Raw genomic sequence first — 19416 nt, forward strand, 5'->3', positions numbered from 1 at the left:
CCCCACCGGCTGGGGCTTCGTCAAAGACATCGCCGCACGATCCGGCACCACCCCCGCCGTCGCCCGCTGGGACACCGGAGCCGTCCTCGCCGTCGTCGCCCGCCTCGCCGGACCCGACCTCCTCGCCCGCATCCTCCACCAACTCCCCGACGGCTACGCCCTCCTCTTCGGACAGGCGCAACTGCGCCGGCCCGAGCCCGCCGCCGCCTGACCCCGCCCCTGCCCGCCCCCGCCCGCGTGCGGGCCCGGACGCGGGCGGGGCGGGCGGGGCCCGCCGTCAGTTCCCGGTCCCGGCCTGGTCCGCCGACTCGCCCGTGGTGGTCCCGGCCAGCTTGGAGTGGCGGTAGGAGTAGGCGAAGTAGATGACCAGTCCGATGAGGAACCACATCGCGAAGCGGATCCACGTCTCCACCTGCAGGTAGGTGATGAGCCAGATGGAGGCGACCACCCCGAGGGCGGGAGTGAACGGCATGAGCGGGGTGCGGAAGGTGCGCGGCAGGTCGGGGCGCCGGTAGCGCAGCACGATGACCGCCGTGCACACGACGGCGAAGGCGAGGAGGATGCCGATGTTCGTCAGCTCCGCCGCCTCCCCGATCGGGACGAGGCCGGCGATGGCCGCGGACGCCGCACCGACGATCCACGTGACCCGGGTCGGCACGTGCCGGGTCGGATGCGTCTTGGCGAACCAGCGGGGCAGCAGCCCGTCGCGGCTCATGGAGAACCACACGCGCGTCACACCCAGCATGAACGTGAACATCACGGTGAGGATGCCGATGATCGCCCCGACCGCGATGATGTCCGCGATCGCGTCCAGCCCGACGGCCTTGAACGCGCTGGAGAAACCGCTCTCCGGGTCGATCTCCGTGTACTTCTGCATACCCGTCAGGACCAGGCAGGCGAGCACGTACAGGACCATGGCGATGGCCAGGGAGTAGAGGATCGCCCGCGGCATGTGACGCTGGGCGTCCTTGGACTCCTCCGCCGCCGTGCTCATCGCGTCGTAGCCGAAGACCGCGAAGAAGACCGTCGCCGCACCGGTGAAGGCACCCCCCACCCCGTAGGGGAAGAACGGCGTGTAGTTGGAGGTGTCGATGTGGAAGAAGCCGACGACGATCACCAGGAGGACGACCAGCACCTTCAGGACGACGACGACCGTCTCGAACCGAGCGGCGCTCTTGATCCCCAGGTTCAGCAGGTACGCGGTGAACAGGCACAGGACGGCGGCGATCAGGTCGAAGCGGTGCCCGTCACCGGTCCCCGGCGCCCCCAGCATCCAGGTGGGCAGCGCCGCGCCCGTCTCGACCAGGAGGAAGTTGAAGTAGCCCGAGATCCCGATGCCGACGACCGCCACGATGGCCGTGTACTCCAGCAGCAGGTCCCACCCGATGAACCAGCCCACCAGCTCGCCCAGCACGGCGTAGCCGTAGGTGTAGGCGGAACCCGCCTTCGGAATCAGCCCGGCGAACTCCGCGTAGGAGAACGCGGCCGCGGCGCTGGCCACACCGGCGATCAGGAAGGAGACCAGCACGGCGGGGCCCGCGACACCGTTGGCGACCGTCCCGGCCAGGGTGAAGATCCCGGCGCCGATGATGCCGCCGACCCCGATCGCGGTGAGCTGCCACAGGCCGAGGGTGCGCGTGAGCTGCTCGCTGAGGGCCCCTTCCGGTTCTTCGATCTGCTCGATCGGTTTGCGGCGCAGCACTCCCTGCCCCGCACTCAGCCTGGCCATGCGCACGTCCTTTCCACAACGGGGGTGACGGCACGTCATCATTCCGGCGCGGGCAGCCATACGGAACGAGGCGCCCCGTAGGCGAGCAGCCGCTACGCCGACGGGCGCCGGGGCGGGGGAGTGGCGCCGTCGGGCAGGGGCCCGGGGCCGCCGGCGCCCGCGGCCGCCGGGTCAGACCTGCGCGCCCGCCTCGGCCGGTGCGGGAAACGGGCCGCCCGCCATCGCGCGGGCCATCCACGCGGAGGAGCGCAGGGCCTGCGCCACGAAGGCGCCGCGGTCCACCCCCAGGGCCCGCAGGGCCGGGCCGTGGTCCACCGCGACCAGGGCGGCGGCGCCGGCCAGCAGGCCGCGCCACCCGGCCGTCACGGCCCGCCGGGCGGGCCGGGGCAGCACGGCGAGGCCCTCGCGCAGGCGCACGCAGTGGAAGGGGACGTGCCGTTCCTCGTCCGCCAGGATCCGCCCCGCGACCTCGCGGGCCAGCGGATCGGCGGCACCGTCGCGCAGCGCCCGGTAGTACCCCAGCGCCACCACCTCGGCGATCATCAGCACCAGCAGCTCCACCCGCAGCCCGAGCAGCCGCCGCACCCGGACGAAGGCGGCGTCGCTCCAGTGCCCGTCGAGAGTGCCGGCCCCGCCGGCCGCCAGCAGCAGCTTCAGCATCCGCGCGTGGTTCTGCTCCTCGGCGATGAAGAGCCGCACCGCCGCGGAGTAGACCGGATCCCCCGCGCGATCGGCCTTGGCGCAGAGCGCGGAGCCGTCACCGTCCTCGCCGACCTGGAACTTCTGGATGCTGCGGACGATCTCGGCGGGCAGCCGCGCGCCCTTGCCCCAGTCGGGATCGCCCAGAGCGGCCCGCCGCTCCCGTTCGGCCTCGAACTCGCCCACCCACACCCCGTACCCACTTTTGATCATGTTCAAGAATCTAGCGAGTGTTGAGCATGTTCAAAAGTGTTGGAATGTCATGGCCCCGTAACAGAACGCCACAGAGCCCGCCCCGGCGCGGCGGCCGGGACGGGCTCTGAAGGTCTGAAGGGCTCTGAAGTACTGCGCGGGGCCACGACCTGCTGGGGGCCGGGCCCGTTGCGTCAGGCGGCGAGCTTCTGCGACCGCTCGGCCCGCGGGGCCATCGCCCGGCGCAGCAGCGGGGTGAGCGGCCGCTCGACCAGGCGGTGCATCAGCCAGGCGATCACCACCATTCCCGCGATCACACCGAGCAGGGTCGGCCAGGCGCCCCACTGCTCGTTCCACCGCCAGATCAGCCGCACGCCCAGCGACTGGTGCACGAGATAGAGCGGGTAGGAGATCACGCCCGCCACCGGCAGCCAGCGCCACTGGATCCAGTCCAGCTTCCCGAGCGCGATCAGCCCCATCACCGCGTACATCACCGTGATCGCGGTCAGGCAGACCTTCCAGTCGATGCCGTGTCCCTCTCCCGCCATGATCTCCGGAAGGCGGTGCTGCGTCAGCAGCCACGACAGCGCCAGGATGCCCACCGTCTCACCTTCGAGCCGGCCGGACCGGCGGACGAGGTAGAAGGCGATGCCGGCGATGAAGAACGGCGCCCAGCGCGGCATCAGGAGCTGGTCCAGCAGCGGAATACCCGATGCCGGTGCCATGACCGAGCCCAGCGCCCAGATCCAGCAGAAGGTCGCGACGCGGCGGTAGCTGCTCCCCAGCAGCACGACCAGCGAGAAGAGCAGGTAGAAGCGGAGCTCGACCCAGAGCGTCCAGTAGACGTTGTCCACGTGGTGGACGCCCAGGGGCTCGTTCAACATCGTGAGGTTGGTGAGCATCTGACCGATGGTGACCCTCGGCTCACCCGGAACGTGCGGACCCAGCCGGGCCGCCGCCGAGGAGAGCACGACCGCCGCCCAGTAGAGCGGGAACAGCCGCAGGATCCGCCCCTGCCAGAAATGCTGGAGCGACTTGCCCCAGCCGGACATGCAGATGACGAATCCGCTGATCATGAAGAAGAAGGCCACGCCCAGCCAGCCGAACTGGGCTATCCGGTGCAGCGCGGGGAAGAGCTCGCCCGCGGTCCGCTGCCAGGGGATCGTCCCGTAGCCGGCCAGGTAGTGGAACAGGACCACCGCCAGCGCGGCGAGCAGCCGCAGGCCGTCCAGCACCGCGATGCGCGGCGCCCGCCCGGACCCGGTCCCGCCGACCTTCCGGAACACCTTCCACGGCCGCACCCGGCCGGGAGCTGCCTGCGGTGCTTGGGCAGGGACCGGGACACGGTCCCCGGCAACGGCAAACCTGTCGGACATGACACCTCTGGTTGATCCTGCGGTGTCGCGACACCGGTGCGTTTCTGACGGCAGAACCCAGCGATCTTAACGACGCCGCGCCCCCGCGCCCGTGCCCGGCCCCGGCAGAGGGCTGCCCGCCGGGGCGGGCCGGGGTGCGCGGCCGGCCGGCGTTCGGCGGCGGCCCCGACGCGGAACCGGCGCGTCCGCCCCCCGGGCCCGACCGCCGCCCGGCCCACCGTTCAGACGCCGGCCGGGACGTCCCGCCTGACCGCGGCCAGGGCGTTCTTGACGTCCTGCGCCACGCGGGCCGCGTCGTCGGGGTTGTTCACCACATCGGTGTGGTTCATGTCGACGATGAGGACCTCACTGGCCGAGTAGTGCCGGTGCACCCAGTCGTCGTAGCCGGACCACAGCGTCCGGTAGTACTCGACGAGGCTCTCGTCCTGTTCGAAATCGCGGCCCCGCAGGCCGATCCGGTGCAGCACCGTCTCGAAGTCCGCCTTGAGGTAGACCATGAGATCGGGTGCCTTGCGGTACGGCAGGCCGTCGATCTCGCGCATCATCTCTTCCAGCAGCCCCTCGTACACCTGCATCTCGAGGGAGCTGATCCGGCCCAGGCCGTGGTTGACCTTGGCGAAGTACCAGTCCTCGTAGATGGACCGGTCCAGGACGTTGTCGCCCTGCTTGTACGCCTCCTTGATCGCGGCGAACCGCGTCTGCAGGAAGTAGAGCTGGAGCAGGAAGGGGTAGCGCCTGGCCTGGATCTCCTCGGGGCTCGCGGTGTAGAAGAGCGGAAGGATCGGGTTGTCGTCCACGCTCTCGTAGAAGACCTCGCTGCCCAGCTCCTTGGCGAGCAGTTCGGCCACGCTCGTCTTCCCGATGCCGATCATGCCTCCGACGCAGATCACTGCCATACCTCACTTCTCCCTGGCGGTCTTATGTGCGTGGGCGTGCGGGCTGGGCATCTCACACCACTGAGACGCACGCCGACGGCACGCGATTCCCCGGGAGCTTCATGATCAGCGTCAGACGGTCCCCGTCCGGACCGGGCCGGAAACCCCTGACACGGGCCGTTCTCCTCGACCGGCCGGCCTGGCCCTTCCGCGGCCGCCACGCCAGCGACGAGCCGCGGCCCCGCGGCCAGCCTGAATCTTAGATGACGATCTGCCCGTCCCGGCCCGATCCGCCGGGGCGCCCGCCCCCCACCCGCACCCCTGCCCGCGGAGACTTCCCGCGCCCCGGACCGCGCCCGCCCCACCGCAGGCCTGCGCCCCGCCCACGGCGCGGCCTGCTCCAGCTGCGCGGCGCTTCACCGTACGGGCGGCGGCGGGGGCGCTCGGCGAAGTAAGACTAAGGGGGCCAGCTGCGAACGGGCGGGCGCACCCGCACCCGACGACGCCTTTCACGGGGGACAGGCTCCTGGCCGCGGTCGCTGCAGTCCTGGACGGAGCAGGCGCGGCACGCCGCGCATGACCGGCACCCCCACCCGCACGGGCACCGGCACCGGCACCGGCCGGCGTGGGTGTGGCCCGCAGAGCAGGAGCGCACCGCGTGAGCCCGCGGCGGGCTGCTGCCGTCGGGTCCGTTGCCCGGGGGCGGCGGTCTGAGCGCCGGCGCCGGGGGTTCCCCGGACGCCCCCGGGCCCCCCGGCCGGGGAGGAGGCCGAGGTGCGGGGTGTCCGGGTGCCGGACGGATCCGGCGGCAGCCCGTCGTGCGGGCGAGCCTGCCGCATGACGGGGAGGGAGGGCGTCATGCGGCGGGGCCCGCTCCGAAAGCGCCCCATCCGCAGGGTGTCCGCTTCCGGTATCCACGCGTCTGTCCGCGACGCCCGCCCCCAAACCCCCCGTACTCCAGGGACTTTGAGCAGCCGTCACCTGCGCTCCCGCTCTCACGCGGCACCGACGGCCGGCCTTTGCCCGCTGTTCGGCGCACGGCACCGGATGCCGTACGGGCCGGACCGCCGCACCGTGGAGGTATGGCGGACCAGACGCAGATCGTGATCCATCCCGTGTCCCCGCAGGGCGGGCGCAAGGTCACCGTGCACGCGTTCGGCGTGGACGCGGACCTCGGCCGGGCCTTCACGCCCGGGGACGTGTCGGAGTTCCTGCGCCGGGCCGGCCTGGAGGACGTGGAGCTGTCCGAGGACGGGCCGATCCGCTGGGAGGGCGGCGGCCCCGAGGCGTGGACCGGCGACATCTGACGCCCCCGGGCACGGCCCCGTGCGGCGGGGAGCCGACCGGGGGTCCGGGGCATCCCGCGTGCCGGACGGATCCGGGCGGGGCCGTACGCCCCGCGGCGCGGCCTCGTGCGGGCAGTCGGCCGCATGCCGCCCGGGCCCGTCGGCCGCATGCCGCCCGGGCCCGCGCCCCACAGGCCGGGACCCAAGCCCATTCCTTAGAGTGACGGACCATAGCGGTGCGTGTGCGCGCGGGTCGGGCGCGGAATATTCGATCCCGAAAAAAGGAGGCCGTCACGGACGCGCGACGGCCCCACCACTCGGCAAACCGGCTGAGCCCAGGCGGGACGACCCACGCGGCCCGCGGTGCGAGAAGTCGACCCGGGCGCCCGCCCGTCGACGCGGCCGGCCGCCGCACCCACGAAAGGACACACATGAGGAAGCTCGCTTGGGCTGCCCGGGGTACCGCCGCGGTCGCGGGAGCCCTGCTCGCCGGGGCGCTCGTGGCCCCGTCCGCGCTCGCGAACGACGACCCCACCCCCAAGGACACCCAGGCCCAGGCCGACGAGTCCAAGCGGTGTTCGGTGTCGCGGGACGTGAGCTCCACCGTCGTCGACTACTCCGGAGCCGGCGGCCTGTTCGAAACCGTCTTCCGCGCCGCGACCGACCGGCAGGGACGCGCCTTCCTCAACGACAGCCGCAACCCCGGCGTGTGGATCAACCTCGGGCTTCTGGCCGGGGCGCCGCAGTGCGTGTCGGGCACCGCCGTCTCGGTCACCGAAGAAGACCCCGGCCACCTCTACATCACCCTCCTGGCCAGCAACGGAGTGATCCGCCAGGCCGTCTGCACCACCGCGTCCGGAACCCCCTTCACCCCGGCGAACCTGCCGGGCGCATGCGGCGCGGGATTCGCCCCCCTGGCCTACACCCCCGTCGTCTGACGCTGCCACGCCCCACGCCCGGCTGAAGGGCCGCCACCTCCGAGGAGGGCGGCCCTTCAGCACGCCCTCGTGCGATGCGGCCACACGCGGCGCGCAGGTGCCGCACGGCCCGGCCGCCCCTCATCAGAGCGAAGAGCGGCTGCGCCCCACCGCTGAGGGGAGCCGGCCCCCGGTCCCTTCGCGACACGCCGCGACGGTCGGCGTCCACGGCTTCACGGCCGCGGCCTTCCTCCAGGAAACTCGCCGCCGGAGGCACGGGACTGCTGCTCGCCCTTCGCCGGCGCCCCGGCGCAGGCCGCCCCGGCCACGCCCGGGGCGAAAGCCGCCCGGCCCCGACCACTGCGCCGGCCCCGGTACCGCGAGACGACCGCGAGGACAACCCCCAGGGCGCTCGCGGCCGAGCCACCGCAAGGCCCGCTGACCGCCCTCCTCCGCTTCCGCGGCGAGCGCGATCCGGAAGGATGCCACCGCTCACTCGTCGCCGAACGCCTCCACACCGAGTCCGGCCTGCCGCTCACCAGCATCCGCCCGGCCCGAGCCGTGCCTGTCAGGGCCTCGGCACGGCTCCCACCTCGCGCGCACCCGGGGACGGCCCGCCCGCCCGGACCCGCTGCCGCCTGAAAGCCGGGACGCCCAGCAGCCCGAAGCCCAGGGCCGCCGCCACGAGATGGCCGACCGTGGTGAAGTCCGGCAACGGCCCGGCCGCCCATTCCGCACCACCGACAGGCCACCCGAGCACGAAGACGGCCCACGGCAGGCGCCCCCAGCGCGGCAGAGCGAGCGTGCCGACCGCCAGCACCGTCTGCGCACCGTAACTGACCCCGAAGTCCACGTCCTGCCGCACGGACTCCGGATACCAGCCCTGCCGCAGCGCGAAGGCGATGACGCCGGCGGTGAGCAGGGTGGCCGCGACATGCCCGCCGAGGAACACGGCCACCGCGCGCGCCGCTCCCCACCGGTGCTCCGCCCGGGCCAGGAAGCAGCAGACACCGAGACCCAACGTGATCAAGGTGCCCACGAAGCCGGTCGAGGCGACATCGGTGAGCGTGCCGTCGAAGAACAGCACACTGCCGAGCAGCGCGGACAGCGGATGATCCTGCAGGTTGTCCAGATTGGTGCTGACGCGGTCCAACACGTCGGCCGCCCGCTCGGCGGACAGCCCGTAGCCGATCCAGGCATGGGTGACCAGCAGCAGACAGACATAGGCAAGGGTCAACGGCGCACGGCGCGGATACCCCCACAGGGCGCGCAGCGCTCTGTCCGGGGCACCCGACGGCGACTGTGCGTTCATACCCGGCATTCTCCAGATCGAGTTGAAGGCGGGACCGGCGGGTGGCGACAACCGCCCCGGCCGCCCCTTCGAGGGATGCGGTTTGCCGCACACAGGTTCCAGCGGCTCCGCACGCAGACCGCCCCCGTCGAGCGGCCTGTTGACGGAACCTCAAAAACCCCAGGTGGGACAGGGTTTCCCAGAAGTTTCCCGTTGCCCGATGCAGTGGGCGACCCGCGCCTCCTCGACACCCGGGGGCACCGGGGAACAGTCTCGAAGTGCCCGGGAGACGGGCGGTACCGGTCCGCGGGACACCGCGTGGCAAAGACGGGGGACCAGACATGGCGATGCGGAGAACGACGCTGCCGGCAGCGGTGACGGCACTGACCCTCCTGGCCGCGTGGGCAGGCGCCCACAGCGCCACCGCGGCCCCCGCACCCCACACGGCGAAGGCGCCGAACAGGGCGAAGGCGGCAGGCACCTGCGCCGTTCTGGCCCCCGGCGCCTCCAGCGTGGCCGAGAAGGCCGCGGCAGCCGCCTGCGAACAGATCGGCGTCTGGTACACCTGGGGCGGCGGCCACGGACCACAGCCCGGGCCGACCTACGGCCAGGTCGACCCGAGCGACCCCGACAGCGCACACGACCCCGAGCGCCTCGGCTTCGACTGCTCGGGACTGGTCCGCTACGCCTACGCCCGAGCGGCCGGCGGCGACCCGCTGACCGGCAACGCCCACCACCAGTTCCACTCGCCGCAGGTGAAACAGCGGTTCACCGCCGCCCAGGGCACCGGCCCGCTGCTCCCGGGCGACCTCCTGGCCTGGGGTTCCGGGGGCTCCATCCACCACATCGCGATCTACCTGGGCGCGGGAAGGATGGTCGAGGCCCGCGAATCGGGCACCCGGATCACCGTCAGCGACGTACGGCTGGACGGCGACTACGCGGGAGCGGTCCGCATCGCCGGGCCGGCCGCCGCACCCGGCACGTTCAGCACCTGGGGCACGGAGGTGTGGACCCACAAGGAACCGTCCACCACCAGCCCGCGCGTGCACAAGTTCCCCGGCCCGACCACGGTGCGCATCGAGTGCCAGAAGCACGCCGAACCGGTGACCGCCGAGGGCTACACCAATGACGCCTGGTCCTACCTGCCCGAGTACGGGGCGTGGATCACCAACATCTACATCAAGGGCGCGGCCTGGCTGGACGGCGTACGCACCTGCCCCTGAGCACCATCCGCACACCGTCACCCCGGCTCCCGACGGAAAGGGAGCCCTTTTGAGGAGGAAACATGTACGCAGGCAGGAAGATCGCCCTGGGCCTCGCCGCCGTCGCACTGGCGGGCGGCATGGCCACCGTGACCGGGCCCGCCGCCGCGACGCCCGCCGCCGGCCGGAGCGCGGCCGCCGAATGCGGCGTCCGCGCCGACGGCAAACTGTGGTGCGGCAACCGGGTCGGCGCCAAGGGCTACGAGCACCGCCGCTACAACTCCGCGGTGCGCGGGCCGCTGAACTCCAGCCCCAGCTGGTTCCAGTGCTGGGGCCGCGGCGACCAGCACGCCGGCGGCAACAACGTCTGGTACTGGACCCAGCTGGACAACGGCCAGTGGGGCAACGTCGCCGCCGTGGACGTCCACACCTCCGTCGACCCCGCACCGGGCCTGCGGGAGTGCTGACCTGACGTCCTGAAAACGGCCGCGGGCCCTCATCGGCGCAACCGATGAGGGCCCGCGGCCGCAGCCGTGCTGGTTCCGCCAGGCGGCAGGCACGGGGGCGTCGGCCGTCTCCCCAATGCCACGCCAGGCAGCGGGCCCGGCGGCGGCGCGCTGAACCGGGCTGTTCGCACCCGCCGGCACCCCGCGCGAACAGCGAAGGGTTCGCCGCGATCCACTCCGAGGTCTGTCGCCGCCCTCCTCCAGAGCGCGGCTGCTGTCGGACAGCGCGCGGGCCCGGGACTGGGCGGGCCGGCGGCCGTGGGTCCGGGACCGTGTCGCGGCGGCTGCGCTCGGCGGGGCGCATCAGGAGCGGTCGCCGCGCCGACCGAAGGCGATCGACGGTGCCGGCGATGACGGGACCGGCCGGCCCGGGGGAGGGGCCGGAGTACGAGCGGAACACCCTCCACGGCGTCGCCGAGCTCCCGGACCACCGATACCCGCCACAGGTACCCGCCACCGGGCCGCTGTCACCGCGCCCATGGAGGCGGACCAGGCCGCCGCGCGGCGCAGCTGCCGACGGACGAGGGCTTCCCGGCATGTCCCGGACCGGGTGCTCTCCGATCGGCGGCTGTGCGAGCGGACGCTGCTCGAGCTCTCCGCACCGCCGCCACCCAATGACCGCGCCGCTGGACCGAGGTCTGAGCACACGGGATGCGCCGGGCAGGAATCACAGTCAATTCCGCTCACATCTCGTCACACGTCCGCCCAGGGCTTAGGGTTCCGTTACCCGGCCGGGTCAGCGTGAAAACCGATGCCACTCCGCTGGAGGATGACTCTTCGTGTCGCACGTTTCACAAGCTTCCGTCACCACCCCCGACGGTGAGCCGGCCCCGCTCGTCCCCACCACATACGGCGAGGTCAAAGGGTGGTTCTCGGCGTACGACCAGGTGCTCTTCGACTGGTTCCTCACACGTCAGAACAACAGCGAGGGGCAGCGGGGCGACCTGCTCGAGCTCGGTGCCTTCATGGGGAAGAGCGCGATCTTCCTCGGACGGTACCTCCGGCCCGGTGAGGAGTTCACCGTCTGCGACCTCTTCGACTCGCCCGCGACGGACGACTTCAACATCGCGGAGAACCGCAGCTCATACCCCACCCTCACGCGGCGCGGCTTCGAGACGAACTACCTGGCCTTCCACGAGACGCTGCCGACGCTGATCCAAGCCCCCACCTCGGTCGTCGCCGACCGGGTCAAGCCGACGAGCTGCCGATTCGTGCACGTCGACGCCTCGCACCTCTACGAGCACGTCGTCACGGACATCGCGTCCTCGCGTCTGGTGGCGACCCCGGACGCCGTGGTGGTCTTCGACGACTACCGCTCCGAGCACTGCCCCGGCGTCGCGGCCGCCGTCTGGACCGCCGTGGTCACGGGCGAACTGCACCCCATCTGCGTCTCGGCCTCGAAACTCTACGCAACCTGGGGCGACCCGGCGCCCCACCGGGCGGCACTGCTCGCATGGCTGGAGGAGCGCACCGACCTCTGGCACGGCGTCGACGTGATCGACGGCCGCCCCCTGGTACGCATCGGGGACCAGGGCGTCGTCGCGCCCGCGCCCCCACAGCCGCTGCACCCCGCGCCGCGGGCGGAACCGGTGCCGGCCCCCGCCGCCGCGCGCAGGCCCGGTGCCCGCTGGCGCAAGCTGGCCAAGGACCTCCTCCCGCCCGTGGTCACCCGCGCGATCGTCGCCCGCAACCGCCGCCGCAGGGGCTGACACCGAAAACGCAGGCACCACACCCGCGGACCGGCCCCGGCCCGGGCGGTTGCCCCCACGCGGCGGAACGCGAGCTCCCGCCGATCCCGAGGCCTTGCCCTTGGGATCGGAGCGGAGCCCGCCGGCGGGACCCGGAAGGAGCCTTCGCGCCCGTGGTCCGGCTCGGAGCCGCCCCGCCGGAGCTTGACGAGGAAGGGTGACCGGACTGCGGTGGTGACGGTCATGGTCCTGGCGCGCGGGCACGCGGCCATCCCTTCCCGCGGGGGCGTGCGGGCGCACGTACGGGCACGCCGCGCGCGACCCGCCCGCACCACGGCCACCCGCGGCCCCGGCCCTCAGACGGCTTCGGTCGCGAAGAGCTCCAGGTGGGAGCAGTGCGGGCAGCGGTACGCCTCAATGCGGCGCCGGGGCCGGCCCAGCCGCTTGGCACCCCCGAACAGGCCGCGTTCCAGCGGCCCGGCGATCCACCGGGCGTACCCCCGGGCCCCCTCGCCCGCGTCTTCGACGAAACCCGGCTCCAGCCCGACGCCACCGCAGTACGTACATCTCATCGCATCCACCGGGGGAGTGTAAGGACCACATACCGTGGCCTGCAGACAGCAGGCTCCGTTCACGCCAAACGGCTCTGGTACCCGTACTGCGGTCCGGCCGTGCATCCCCAGTACGCCGACCAGATCGTCGCCGCAGCCCGCCAGCCGTTCCTCCACGGCGGCGCCTGGACGTACACCGCCGGCCCGGCCCGCGAGCGCCCTGGAGGCACTGCTGAACTCCCGCAGCGGGACGGCCGAGCAGGAACTGCTTCGCCGCCGCCACGCCGAGGACTCCGCCCCCGCCGCCACCAACGCACCGAGCACACCGGGAGAGTGAGGTGTCGGCCAGGCGGTCGCCGACCGTTTGGTGCGCGGACGGCGGCCACGGTGATGGCCGCTGTGGCGCGCTCTGGCGCGGGAGCTTTCGCAGACCGTTCCGCCGGCGCCGGACGCCGCGCGTTCTCCAGCTGCTCGGCACGCCAGAGGGCGGACCGGGAGTGGTCGATGCGCCGGCTGACAGGGGACCGACGAGTCCGCCGATGGCGGGACCGGTCATGTCATGGGCCGCCCGTAGCCTGTCGCCATGCAGACCACGCTGATGATCTACGACGGCACCGCACCGGCCGACTCCGACGTCCCGCGTACCGGGGGCGCGCCGCTGGCTCCTGCGGGATTCACCTGGCCCCTGTGCGGCTCCGGCTGTGGAGGGCCGCTGCAGTTCTTCGCTCATCTCCCTGTCGAGGACGGCGTCCTGTCGGTGTTCGTGTGCCAGAACGACCCCGGCGCATGCGAGTTCTGGGACGCGACGTCCGGCGCGAACCGGGTCTACCTGTTTCCCCGGGAGGAACTGCAGCCGGTAGCGGTGCCGGAGACGGGAGTGACGGTACTGCCCGCCACCTCGGCCATCCGCACCCACCTCGTGACGCTCGACCCCGAAGAGGACGACGACCACGACGAACTCGAGCCTGACGCGTACGACCTTGCCCGCTCGGGATGGAAGCGGGAACCCGAAGAACGATTCGGGAAGCAACGCGAAGTGCTCGGGTCACTCGGAGGCAGCCCCTCCTACCTCGAGGACGACCGACTGCCCGCATGCCCCTCCTGCGCCGGCACGACGGAATTCGCGGCACATCTGGAGGAAGGCATCTCCTCGCAGACCGCGATGAACCTCGGAGGCCAGCTGGGCTACGTCTTCGTCTGCCGCGCTTGCCGCGAAGGTGCCTTCCTCACCGACTGAGCACACCGCACCGCAGCCGACGCTCCGTCAGCCGCCCCCGTCGGGCGGCCTTCCAGCGCCCCTGTCGGTCCCGTGGCCCTGGCGGATACGGGTGCTCGGCAAACCTCAGGGACTCGGCGCGGTCAGGTACCGCTGGATCGTCGGTGCCAGCCATGCCACGATCTCCGCCCGCGCCAGCCCCACCGCCGGCGGCATCCGCAGCACGTACCGCGTGAGCGCCAGCCCCAGCAGCTGCGACGCCATGAGTGCCGCCCGTGCCGGGACCTGCTCGGGGTCGGGGCACACCTGCCGGGCGACCGGCAGCAGCTGGTCGCGCAGGATGCCCTGCATGCGCTCCGCCCCGGCCTGGTTGGTCACGCCGACGCGCAGCAGCGCGGTGAGGACCTCGTTGTCCTCCCACATGTCGAGGAAGTGCCCGACGAGGATCCGCCCCGCGTCCTGCCGGCGGTCCGCCCCGCTCACGTCCGGCAGCCGCAGGTCGATGGCGACGGCCGCCGCGAAGAGGCCCTCCTTGTTGCGGTAGTACCGCATCACCATCGACGGATCGATGTTCGCGTCCTTGGCGATGGCGCGGATGGTGGCCCTCTCGTAGCCGTCGGTCGCGAAGCGCTCGCGGGCCGCCGCGAGGATCGCGCCGCGAGTGGCGTCGGATCGGCGGGGGGCGCCGGAGTCGGGAACCGTGGAGGTGCTGTCGCTGCCGTTCATGCCAACAAACGTAGGCCAACGGGCGTAGGTCAACAAGCGATCGCCAACGACTGTTGGCCAACATCTGTTGACAGTTCCCCCCGCGCCTCGCTACCTTGGTCAACAAGTGTTGGCCAACATTCGTTGGCAATAGGAGGCCACCGTGAACGGCACCGCCACCCACCGCACCGTTATCGTCGTCGGCTCGGGCCCCACCGGCCTACTCCTCGCCGGTGACCTCGCCACGGTCGGCGTCCCCGTGACCCTCGTCGAGAAGCGGCCGCGCAAGATCACCAACCTCTCCCGCGCCTTCGGCGTGCACGCCCGCACCCTGGAGCAGCTTGACGCCCGCGGCCTCGCCGACGAACTCCTCACCACCGGGGACACCATCACCGGCCTGAGGCTCTTCCGCCGCCTCTCCCTCGATCTGAGCACGCTGCCCTCGCGTTTTCCGTTCCTGCTCATCACCCCGCAGTACGAGGTCGAGCGGCTCCTGGAGCGGCGGGCCCGCAAGGCTGGGGTCGAGTTCGCGTACGAGAGCGAGGTCGTGGGGCTGCGGCAGGACGACGAGGGCGTCGACCTCGACGTGCGCGGCGCGGACGGGGCGGTCGTCACCCGCCGGGCGGCCTATGTCGTCGGCGCCGACGGTCACCGGAGCACCGTGCGGGAGGCGATCGGCCTGGACTTTCCCGGCGTCTCCGTCATCAAGTCGCTGATCCTGGCCGATGTCCGGCTGGTCGAGAAGCCCGAGGGCGTCCTCACCGTCAACGGCCGCGGCGACGCCTTCGCGATGATCGCCTCCTTCGGCGACGGCTGGTACCGGGTCATGGGCTGGAACCGCCGCAACGAGGTCTCCGACGACGCCCCGCTCGACCTCGACGAGGTCAAGGAGATCACCCGCCGTGCCCTGGGCACCGACTACGGCATGCACGACGCCCGCTGGCTCTCCCGTTTCCACAGTGACGAGCGCCAGGCACCGCACTACCGGGTCGGGCGGGTCTTCCTCGCCGGGGACGCCGCGCACATCCACTCCCCGGCCGGCGGGCAGGGCATGAACACCGGCCTGCAGGACGCCGCCAACCTGAGCTGGAAGCTCGCCGCGGCCGTCCAGGGCCGGGCGCCCGAAGGGCTCCTCGACAGCTACGAGGCCGAGCGCCACCCGGTCGGCAGGGCCGTGCTGCGCAGCAGTGGCGGACTGGTCCGCCTGGCCCGCACGCGAAATCCGCTGCTGCGTGCCGCCCGCGCCCTCGTCTCCGCGTTCGTCGACATGGCCCCGCCCGTCCAGCGCAAGGCCCTGGGTCAGATCACCGGGATCGGCTACGCCTACCCCGCCCCCCGCGGCGTCCACCGCCTCACCGGCACCCGCGTCCCCGACGTGGCCCTGAAGGACGGCCGGCTCTACGAGGCGCTGCGCGGCGGCCGGTTCGTGCTGATCACGCCCGGGACGTACGAAGGCCCCGGTGTCCGTGAGGGGTGGCTGACCGTGGAGCGCTGGGCGGGCGACCGCCGGACGACCGTCCTGGTACGGCCCGACGGATACGTGGCCTGGGCGGCGGAGGGTGCGGACGCGGCGGGGATCGAGGAGGAAGTGGCCCGGTATCTGGGCTGAGGGCTGTCCCCCGGAGTTCTTGATCCGCCCCGGCCGGCTCTCCCGAGTCGGGGCCGCAGGCCGGCACGCGCACTGCCGGGCGCCGGGCACGGGCCAGGAGTCGGACCGCTCGATGCGGGTGCGGGGCAGCAGGACGAACTGCGGCCCGTCCGATACCGGCCCGGGATCCGCCGACTCGCCGGATCCAGCACCCGATACAGGCCCGGCTGCTCGGTACTTCATCGCAGCCGCTGAACAGTCGTGCGGGGGAGGGTCCCGGTTTCGCGGATCGCGGGCTTCCTGCTGTCCGGCATGCGGGCCCGACACGCTTCCGCGTTCAGCCGCGGCTCACCTGCCCGTCCTACTCTTCATGCATGGCTCTGTGGATGGCCTGGGCAGTGAGGTCGGTCGCCGCGGCGGGGGGAACATGGACGGCATCGAGGGAGCCGTGGCCGCTCTCGACAGGTCAGTGCAGCGGATTCTGGACCGGAGTCCGGCCATGGCCGGCAGGTCGGCGGCGGCGCTACGTGAGTCGGCGAGCGACATCCGCACGCGGATGCTCAGTGAGGGGCGGGCGGCCGTTGAGCAGGGGGAGCGCTGGTCGGCCGAGGCGGGTGAGGTGAGAGTGCTACTCGTTCCTCGGGACGATGACTCTCCCGCCTGAACAGGCCGGATGCGCCGGTCCTGTCCGGCGGCAGGTCATCCGGACTGCGCGCGCCGCAGCAGCCGCTCCTCCTCGTCCACGACGACCGTAGGCCTGAGCCGGCCGAGGGGACGAGTCTGCTCGCGCCCGCAGACAGCCGCCGCTGAACCAGGCCTGGACGATCGCTTGGCGGCTCGCGGCCCCGAGGCAGGCTGAGGCGGCCGGCCCGGCCGGGTGGGCGCGGCCCGGTCAACACGCCGCGTCGTCAGACCTCTGACCATCGGCAGATCAGTCCGTCGCCTCGCGGACGTCTTTTCCCTGCTCGGCGAACGCCTTGAAGTCCTGCATGTGCTGTTGCGACTGCTTGCGGAAGGCGCCGGGCATCAGAAGTCCCACCAGCTTCATCAGAAAGCTGCTGAACCGGTATTCGTTCTCGCTCTCCCAGAGCGTCGTTTCCGGGCCGGCTTCGGTCAGCCGGTCGCGCACGGCGCTCCACATGCCCTCGCCGACGATCTCGCGGTCGAAGTGGACGACGCTCGTTTTCGGGATCCCGCGCAGGTCTGCCGGTTCCCGGCGCGTGATGGTCTCGGTGCACTCGATCTTCCGCCGGCCCATCTGCATCACGACCCGCGACGTGGTCCCGAGCTGCCCGTGCTCCCCGCTCAGCGGCTCGTGCAGCACCAGGCCCCGCAGCCATTTCGGCAGATGTGCCGGGTCGGCGAGCAGCTGGACCACCTTCTCCCGCGGCAGGGCGATCTCGATGGAGACGGTGTACTTCACGGTGCGCATCATTTCCTTTTGGGACCACGTGCTTTTGTACTGCTCGCTGTGTTCCTCGGCTGAGGGCACTGCTCTCTGTGTCCGTGGAGAGGGTAGCGAGGTACGGGCGAGTATCTCCGGTGCCTCTGCCTGTCGGCCGCGTCCGGGCAAGGCGTACGCGAACGACCAGGGCCGGCCGGCGCCGCTGGTGGCGTGACGGCTCGGTCGAACCGGTTTGACGGCGGAGTGGCGCGAGGCGCAGACCCACCGCGCGCAGGCCACGGCCGCCGCGGACACCGCCCGGCTGCTGCGCGACGCCGCCGCAGCCGGCGCACCACCCCACCCGTACGGGCCCGGCGCGCACCGCACGGACGTCGCGGACCGCAGGCCGTGGCCCGACCGGGCCCGGCACCGTTATCGGTGTGCCGCCCCGCGCGCGCGGCCCCCCGGAGCCGCCCACCGGCAAGCCCCGCTGACCCGCCCCGAGGAGATCGTGTCCACCCCCGAACCCGCTGCGGGCCCGCAGCCGATCCGTCGCCGAGTCGAGGGCGGGGACCACACCAGCCGCCGGAGCAGCACCGATCCATGCCCCCGCGCCTGACGGTCACCCCACCTCGGCGTGCCACAAGATCAATCATCGGTCACGCCGGGCCCACGCAGGTGAGCGCCCTGCGGATCTCACTGACCGGATCGGTCTCGTGGTACGGCCGCTCGCTGCTCTCGATGTGGTCAAGGAACTCCTGGTACCGCACCGCGTACGCGAGGTGGAACAGCGGCTCGACCAGTTCCAGCGCGCGTTCCGGCGCCGAGCCGGGCACGTGTTCCCGCCACGCCCGCGCCCACACCTCGGCGATCTGCGCCCACCGTTCCCCGTCCACGTACTGACGCGGGCGCAGCCCGTCCAGGGCCGGGTGACCGAAGGCGGAGTCGGCGTAGTCCACGATCACCGCCAGGGTGCCGTCGGAACGCCAGTTGCCGGGGTGGAAGTCGCCGTGGACCAGGGTGTCCGGCAGCCCGCAGGCCGTCAGCTCCTCGACCAGCGCGGGCAGCCGCGCGGCGAGCGCCCGGGCAGCCGTCAGCTCCTCGGCCGTCAGCCGGTCCTCGGCCTGCTCCGCAGGCCCCTCGGCCCCCGGCCCGGGCAACGTCGCCTGCTCGGCCACGAGCCGGTCGAGCAGTGTGTTCACGTGGGCGACCAGCGTGGGCAGGGTACGGTCCCGAAGCCCGGCCGCGGCGGCCCGGCCGTCGGCGGCCAAGGCCGCCTGGGCGGCGACCAACCGGGGCACCACGGCGACGACCTCCTCGGCGGACGGGCGCCAGAGGTCCTCACCGGACACGTGGTCGAGCAGCAGCCGGCCCTGTTCCGGGTCGGAGCCGAGGACGGCCGGCACCAGCGTGGGGTCGACGGCGCCGAGCAGCGCGATCACCAGGCCCTCAGGGGCGTTGAAGGAGGGGTTGACCGTCTTCAGCCACGCTTCGCCGCCGTCGGCGGTGCGGAAGCGGAAGAGACCGGACAGGTTCCATGTCCGGACCTGTTCGGGCCGGCCGACGGCAGGCCGGCCCGCTTCGTCCAGCGTCTCCTCGGCCCAGGCGAGTGCCTCCCGCAGCCCTGCGGTCGTGGCCCAGCCGGCCCGGCGCTCGGCCGGCCCGAGCAACGCGGTGAGGTCCGGCGTCACCTGACGCGGCGTCGAGCCGGCCGGCCGCTCCAGCGCCTCCACGTGGTAGACCACGTGGCCGCCGTGCCCGCTGCTGCCGTCGCTCGGCGCGTAGGCGAGCCGGAGCACCACCACCGGCACCCCCAGCTCCTGCGACACCCGCTCCACGATCGGCGCGGCGGACGACCACCAACCCCCGTCCACCTCGTACGGCCCCAGCAGGCCGAAGTATTCGTCCCCGTGGGTGAGGTGGATGCCGACCGTACGACCGCTCGCCTGTTGCATCCGGGCAAGCTCTCTCATCCCACCCCGCTCGCGCGACCCATTTTCCGCCCTTCGCCACAGGCCGCCGGCAGACAGAGCGCGCTGGAGGGACAGCCTCAACCGTTGCGGGCATGCCGACGACCGTCCAACGGCGCCGGCCCCCCGGCCGTGCGCTGGTGCTGCGGCCCGGGCCGAAATGACGCCTCCCCGTCGCCGGGGGGCTCTCGCCGTGCAGTGCGAGGTGCCGCAGTGCGTCGCCCGCGGGCGGGTCCTCGGC

General features: G+C 72.5%; 18 protein-coding genes. 9 read left to right on the plus strand and 9 right to left on the minus strand.

All coding sequences use genetic code 11. From position 1 onward, the window contains the following. On the plus strand, positions 1 to 211 hold a 211-nt coding region (locus tag AB0F82_RS37010; protein WP_362635824.1), incomplete at its 5' end, for a DUF2267 domain-containing protein. A gap of 66 nt (positions 212 to 277) precedes the next feature. Here AB0F82_RS37010 and AB0F82_RS37015 read toward each other — a convergent pair. The 4 genes from AB0F82_RS37015 to AB0F82_RS37030 form a co-directional block, all read right to left on the minus strand. Then, on the minus strand, positions 278 to 1729 hold the full coding sequence (locus tag AB0F82_RS37015) for an amino acid permease (RefSeq protein WP_362635827.1): 1452 nt from the start codon (positions 1727 to 1729) through the stop codon (positions 278 to 280). 171 nt (positions 1730 to 1900) lie between these two features. Continuing rightward, positions 1901 to 2641: a ferritin-like domain-containing protein gene (locus AB0F82_RS37020; RefSeq protein ID WP_362635830.1), complete on the minus strand. Its 741-nt coding sequence runs from the start codon at positions 2639 to 2641 to the stop codon at positions 1901 to 1903. A 173-nt stretch (positions 2642 to 2814) separates the two neighbouring features. Continuing rightward, entirely contained in the window at positions 2815 to 3996 is a 1182-nt protein-coding gene (locus AB0F82_RS37025) for an acyltransferase family protein (RefSeq protein ID WP_362635833.1), read from the minus strand. A 221-nt stretch (positions 3997 to 4217) separates the two neighbouring features. After that, the gene (locus tag AB0F82_RS37030) at positions 4218 to 4892 is read right to left on the minus strand and encodes a deoxynucleoside kinase (protein WP_362635836.1); all 675 of its coding nucleotides are present in this window, start codon (positions 4890 to 4892) and stop codon (positions 4218 to 4220) included. Positions 4893 to 5953: 1061 nt separating this feature from the next. On the opposite strand from AB0F82_RS37030, the gene AB0F82_RS37035 reads away from it, so the two are divergent. After that, complete coding sequence (locus AB0F82_RS37035) at positions 5954 to 6178, plus strand: hypothetical protein (protein WP_362635839.1); 225 nt, start codon at positions 5954 to 5956, stop codon at positions 6176 to 6178. 410 nt (positions 6179 to 6588) lie between these two features. Continuing rightward, the gene (locus AB0F82_RS37040; protein WP_356815641.1) at positions 6589 to 7095 is read left to right on the plus strand and encodes a hypothetical protein; all 507 of its coding nucleotides are present in this window, start codon (positions 6589 to 6591) and stop codon (positions 7093 to 7095) included. Between the two features lie 547 nt (positions 7096 to 7642). Here AB0F82_RS37040 and AB0F82_RS37045 read toward each other — a convergent pair. Further along, entirely contained in the window at positions 7643 to 8386 is a 744-nt protein-coding gene (locus AB0F82_RS37045; RefSeq protein ID WP_362635843.1) for a rhomboid-like protein, read from the minus strand. 320 nt (positions 8387 to 8706) lie between these two features. On the opposite strand from AB0F82_RS37045, the gene AB0F82_RS37050 reads away from it, so the two are divergent. The 3 genes from AB0F82_RS37050 to AB0F82_RS37060 all read left to right on the plus strand — a co-directional run bounded on the left by AB0F82_RS37050 (position 8707) and on the right by AB0F82_RS37060 (position 11782). Continuing rightward, positions 8707 to 9588 (plus strand): C40 family peptidase, encoded by an 882-nt coding sequence (locus tag AB0F82_RS37050; protein ID WP_362635846.1) that lies wholly within the window; start codon positions 8707 to 8709, stop codon positions 9586 to 9588. Between the two features lie 62 nt (positions 9589 to 9650). Beyond that, entirely contained in the window at positions 9651 to 10034 is a 384-nt protein-coding gene (locus AB0F82_RS37055) for a hypothetical protein (RefSeq protein WP_356815644.1), read from the plus strand. An 818-nt stretch (positions 10035 to 10852) separates the two neighbouring features. Beyond that, positions 10853 to 11782, plus strand: a complete 930-nt coding sequence (locus tag AB0F82_RS37060) for a class I SAM-dependent methyltransferase (protein WP_362635849.1) — start codon at positions 10853 to 10855, stop codon at positions 11780 to 11782. Between the two features lie 335 nt (positions 11783 to 12117). Here the strand turns inward: AB0F82_RS37060 and AB0F82_RS37065 are convergent, their stop codons facing one another. Beyond that, the gene (locus AB0F82_RS37065; RefSeq protein WP_037698246.1) at positions 12118 to 12333 is read right to left on the minus strand and encodes a hypothetical protein; all 216 of its coding nucleotides are present in this window, start codon (positions 12331 to 12333) and stop codon (positions 12118 to 12120) included. Positions 12334 to 12895: 562 nt separating this feature from the next. Between AB0F82_RS37065 and AB0F82_RS37070 the strand changes: the two genes are divergently transcribed. Then, positions 12896 to 13549, plus strand: a complete 654-nt coding sequence (locus AB0F82_RS37070) for a hypothetical protein (protein WP_362635853.1) — start codon at positions 12896 to 12898, stop codon at positions 13547 to 13549. Between the two features lie 105 nt (positions 13550 to 13654). On the opposite strand, the gene AB0F82_RS37075 is transcribed toward AB0F82_RS37070, so the two are convergent. After that, complete coding sequence (locus AB0F82_RS37075; RefSeq protein ID WP_362635855.1) at positions 13655 to 14254, minus strand: TetR family transcriptional regulator; 600 nt, start codon at positions 14252 to 14254, stop codon at positions 13655 to 13657. Between the two features lie 142 nt (positions 14255 to 14396). On the opposite strand from AB0F82_RS37075, the gene AB0F82_RS37080 reads away from it, so the two are divergent. Further along, positions 14397 to 15842, plus strand: coding sequence for an FAD-dependent monooxygenase (locus AB0F82_RS37080; protein ID WP_362635858.1), 1446 nt, complete (start codon positions 14397 to 14399; stop codon positions 15840 to 15842). A 910-nt stretch (positions 15843 to 16752) separates the two neighbouring features. Here the strand turns inward: AB0F82_RS37080 and AB0F82_RS37085 are convergent. After that, on the minus strand, positions 16753 to 17244 hold the full coding sequence (locus AB0F82_RS37085; RefSeq protein ID WP_362635860.1) for an SRPBCC family protein: 492 nt from the start codon (positions 17242 to 17244) through the stop codon (positions 16753 to 16755). Positions 17245 to 17458: 214 nt separating this feature from the next. Here AB0F82_RS37085 and AB0F82_RS37090 point away from each other — a divergent pair, with 214 nt between their 5' ends. Next, positions 17459 to 17824, plus strand: coding sequence for a hypothetical protein (locus tag AB0F82_RS37090; RefSeq protein ID WP_362635862.1), 366 nt, complete (start codon positions 17459 to 17461; stop codon positions 17822 to 17824). A 40-nt stretch (positions 17825 to 17864) separates the two neighbouring features. Here the strand turns inward: AB0F82_RS37090 and AB0F82_RS37095 are convergent, their stop codons facing one another. Then, the gene (locus AB0F82_RS37095) at positions 17865 to 19160 is read right to left on the minus strand and encodes a phosphotransferase (RefSeq protein ID WP_362635865.1); all 1296 of its coding nucleotides are present in this window, start codon (positions 19158 to 19160) and stop codon (positions 17865 to 17867) included. Between the last annotated feature and the right edge of the window lie 256 nt (positions 19161 to 19416).

It is taken from the genome of Streptomyces virginiae (genome assembly GCF_040638905.1).
GTDB classification, from domain to species: Bacteria; Actinomycetota; Actinomycetes; order Streptomycetales; family Streptomycetaceae; genus Streptomyces; species Streptomyces virginiae_B.

Bases quoted from the DNA above. Each gene is read 5' to 3' on its own strand.
- AB0F82_RS37035 (WP_362635839.1), top strand. From the start codon at position 5,954: ATGGCGGACCAGACGCAGATCGTGATCCATCCCGTGTCCCCGCAGGGC.
- AB0F82_RS37040 (WP_356815641.1), top strand. From the start codon at position 6,589: ATGAGGAAGCTCGCTTGGGCTGCCCGGGGTACCGCCGCGGTCGCGGGA.
- AB0F82_RS37050 (WP_362635846.1), top strand. From the start codon at position 8,707: ATGGCGATGCGGAGAACGACGCTGCCGGCAGCGGTGACGGCACTGACC.
- AB0F82_RS37045 (WP_362635843.1), bottom strand. From the start codon at position 8,386: ATGAACGCACAGTCGCCGTCGGGTGCCCCGGACAGAGCGCTGCGCGCC.
- AB0F82_RS37075 (WP_362635855.1), bottom strand. From the start codon at position 14,254: ATGAACGGCAGCGACAGCACCTCCACGGTTCCCGACTCCGGCGCCCCC.
- AB0F82_RS37095 (WP_362635865.1), bottom strand. From the start codon at position 19,160: ATGCAACAGGCGAGCGGTCGTACGGTCGGCATCCACCTCACCCACGGG.
- AB0F82_RS37030 (WP_362635836.1), bottom strand. From the start codon at position 4,892: ATGGCAGTGATCTGCGTCGGAGGCATGATCGGCATCGGGAAGACGAGC.
- AB0F82_RS37055 (WP_356815644.1), top strand. From the start codon at position 9,651: ATGTACGCAGGCAGGAAGATCGCCCTGGGCCTCGCCGCCGTCGCACTG.
- AB0F82_RS37015 (WP_362635827.1), bottom strand. From the start codon at position 1,729: ATGGCCAGGCTGAGTGCGGGGCAGGGAGTGCTGCGCCGCAAACCGATC.
- AB0F82_RS37025 (WP_362635833.1), bottom strand. From the start codon at position 3,996: ATGTCCGACAGGTTTGCCGTTGCCGGGGACCGTGTCCCGGTCCCTGCC.
- AB0F82_RS37065 (WP_037698246.1), bottom strand. From the start codon at position 12,333: ATGAGATGTACGTACTGCGGTGGCGTCGGGCTGGAGCCGGGTTTCGTC.
- AB0F82_RS37070 (WP_362635853.1), top strand. From the start codon at position 12,896: ATGCAGACCACGCTGATGATCTACGACGGCACCGCACCGGCCGACTCC.
- AB0F82_RS37020 (WP_362635830.1), bottom strand. From the start codon at position 2,641: ATGATCAAAAGTGGGTACGGGGTGTGGGTGGGCGAGTTCGAGGCCGAA.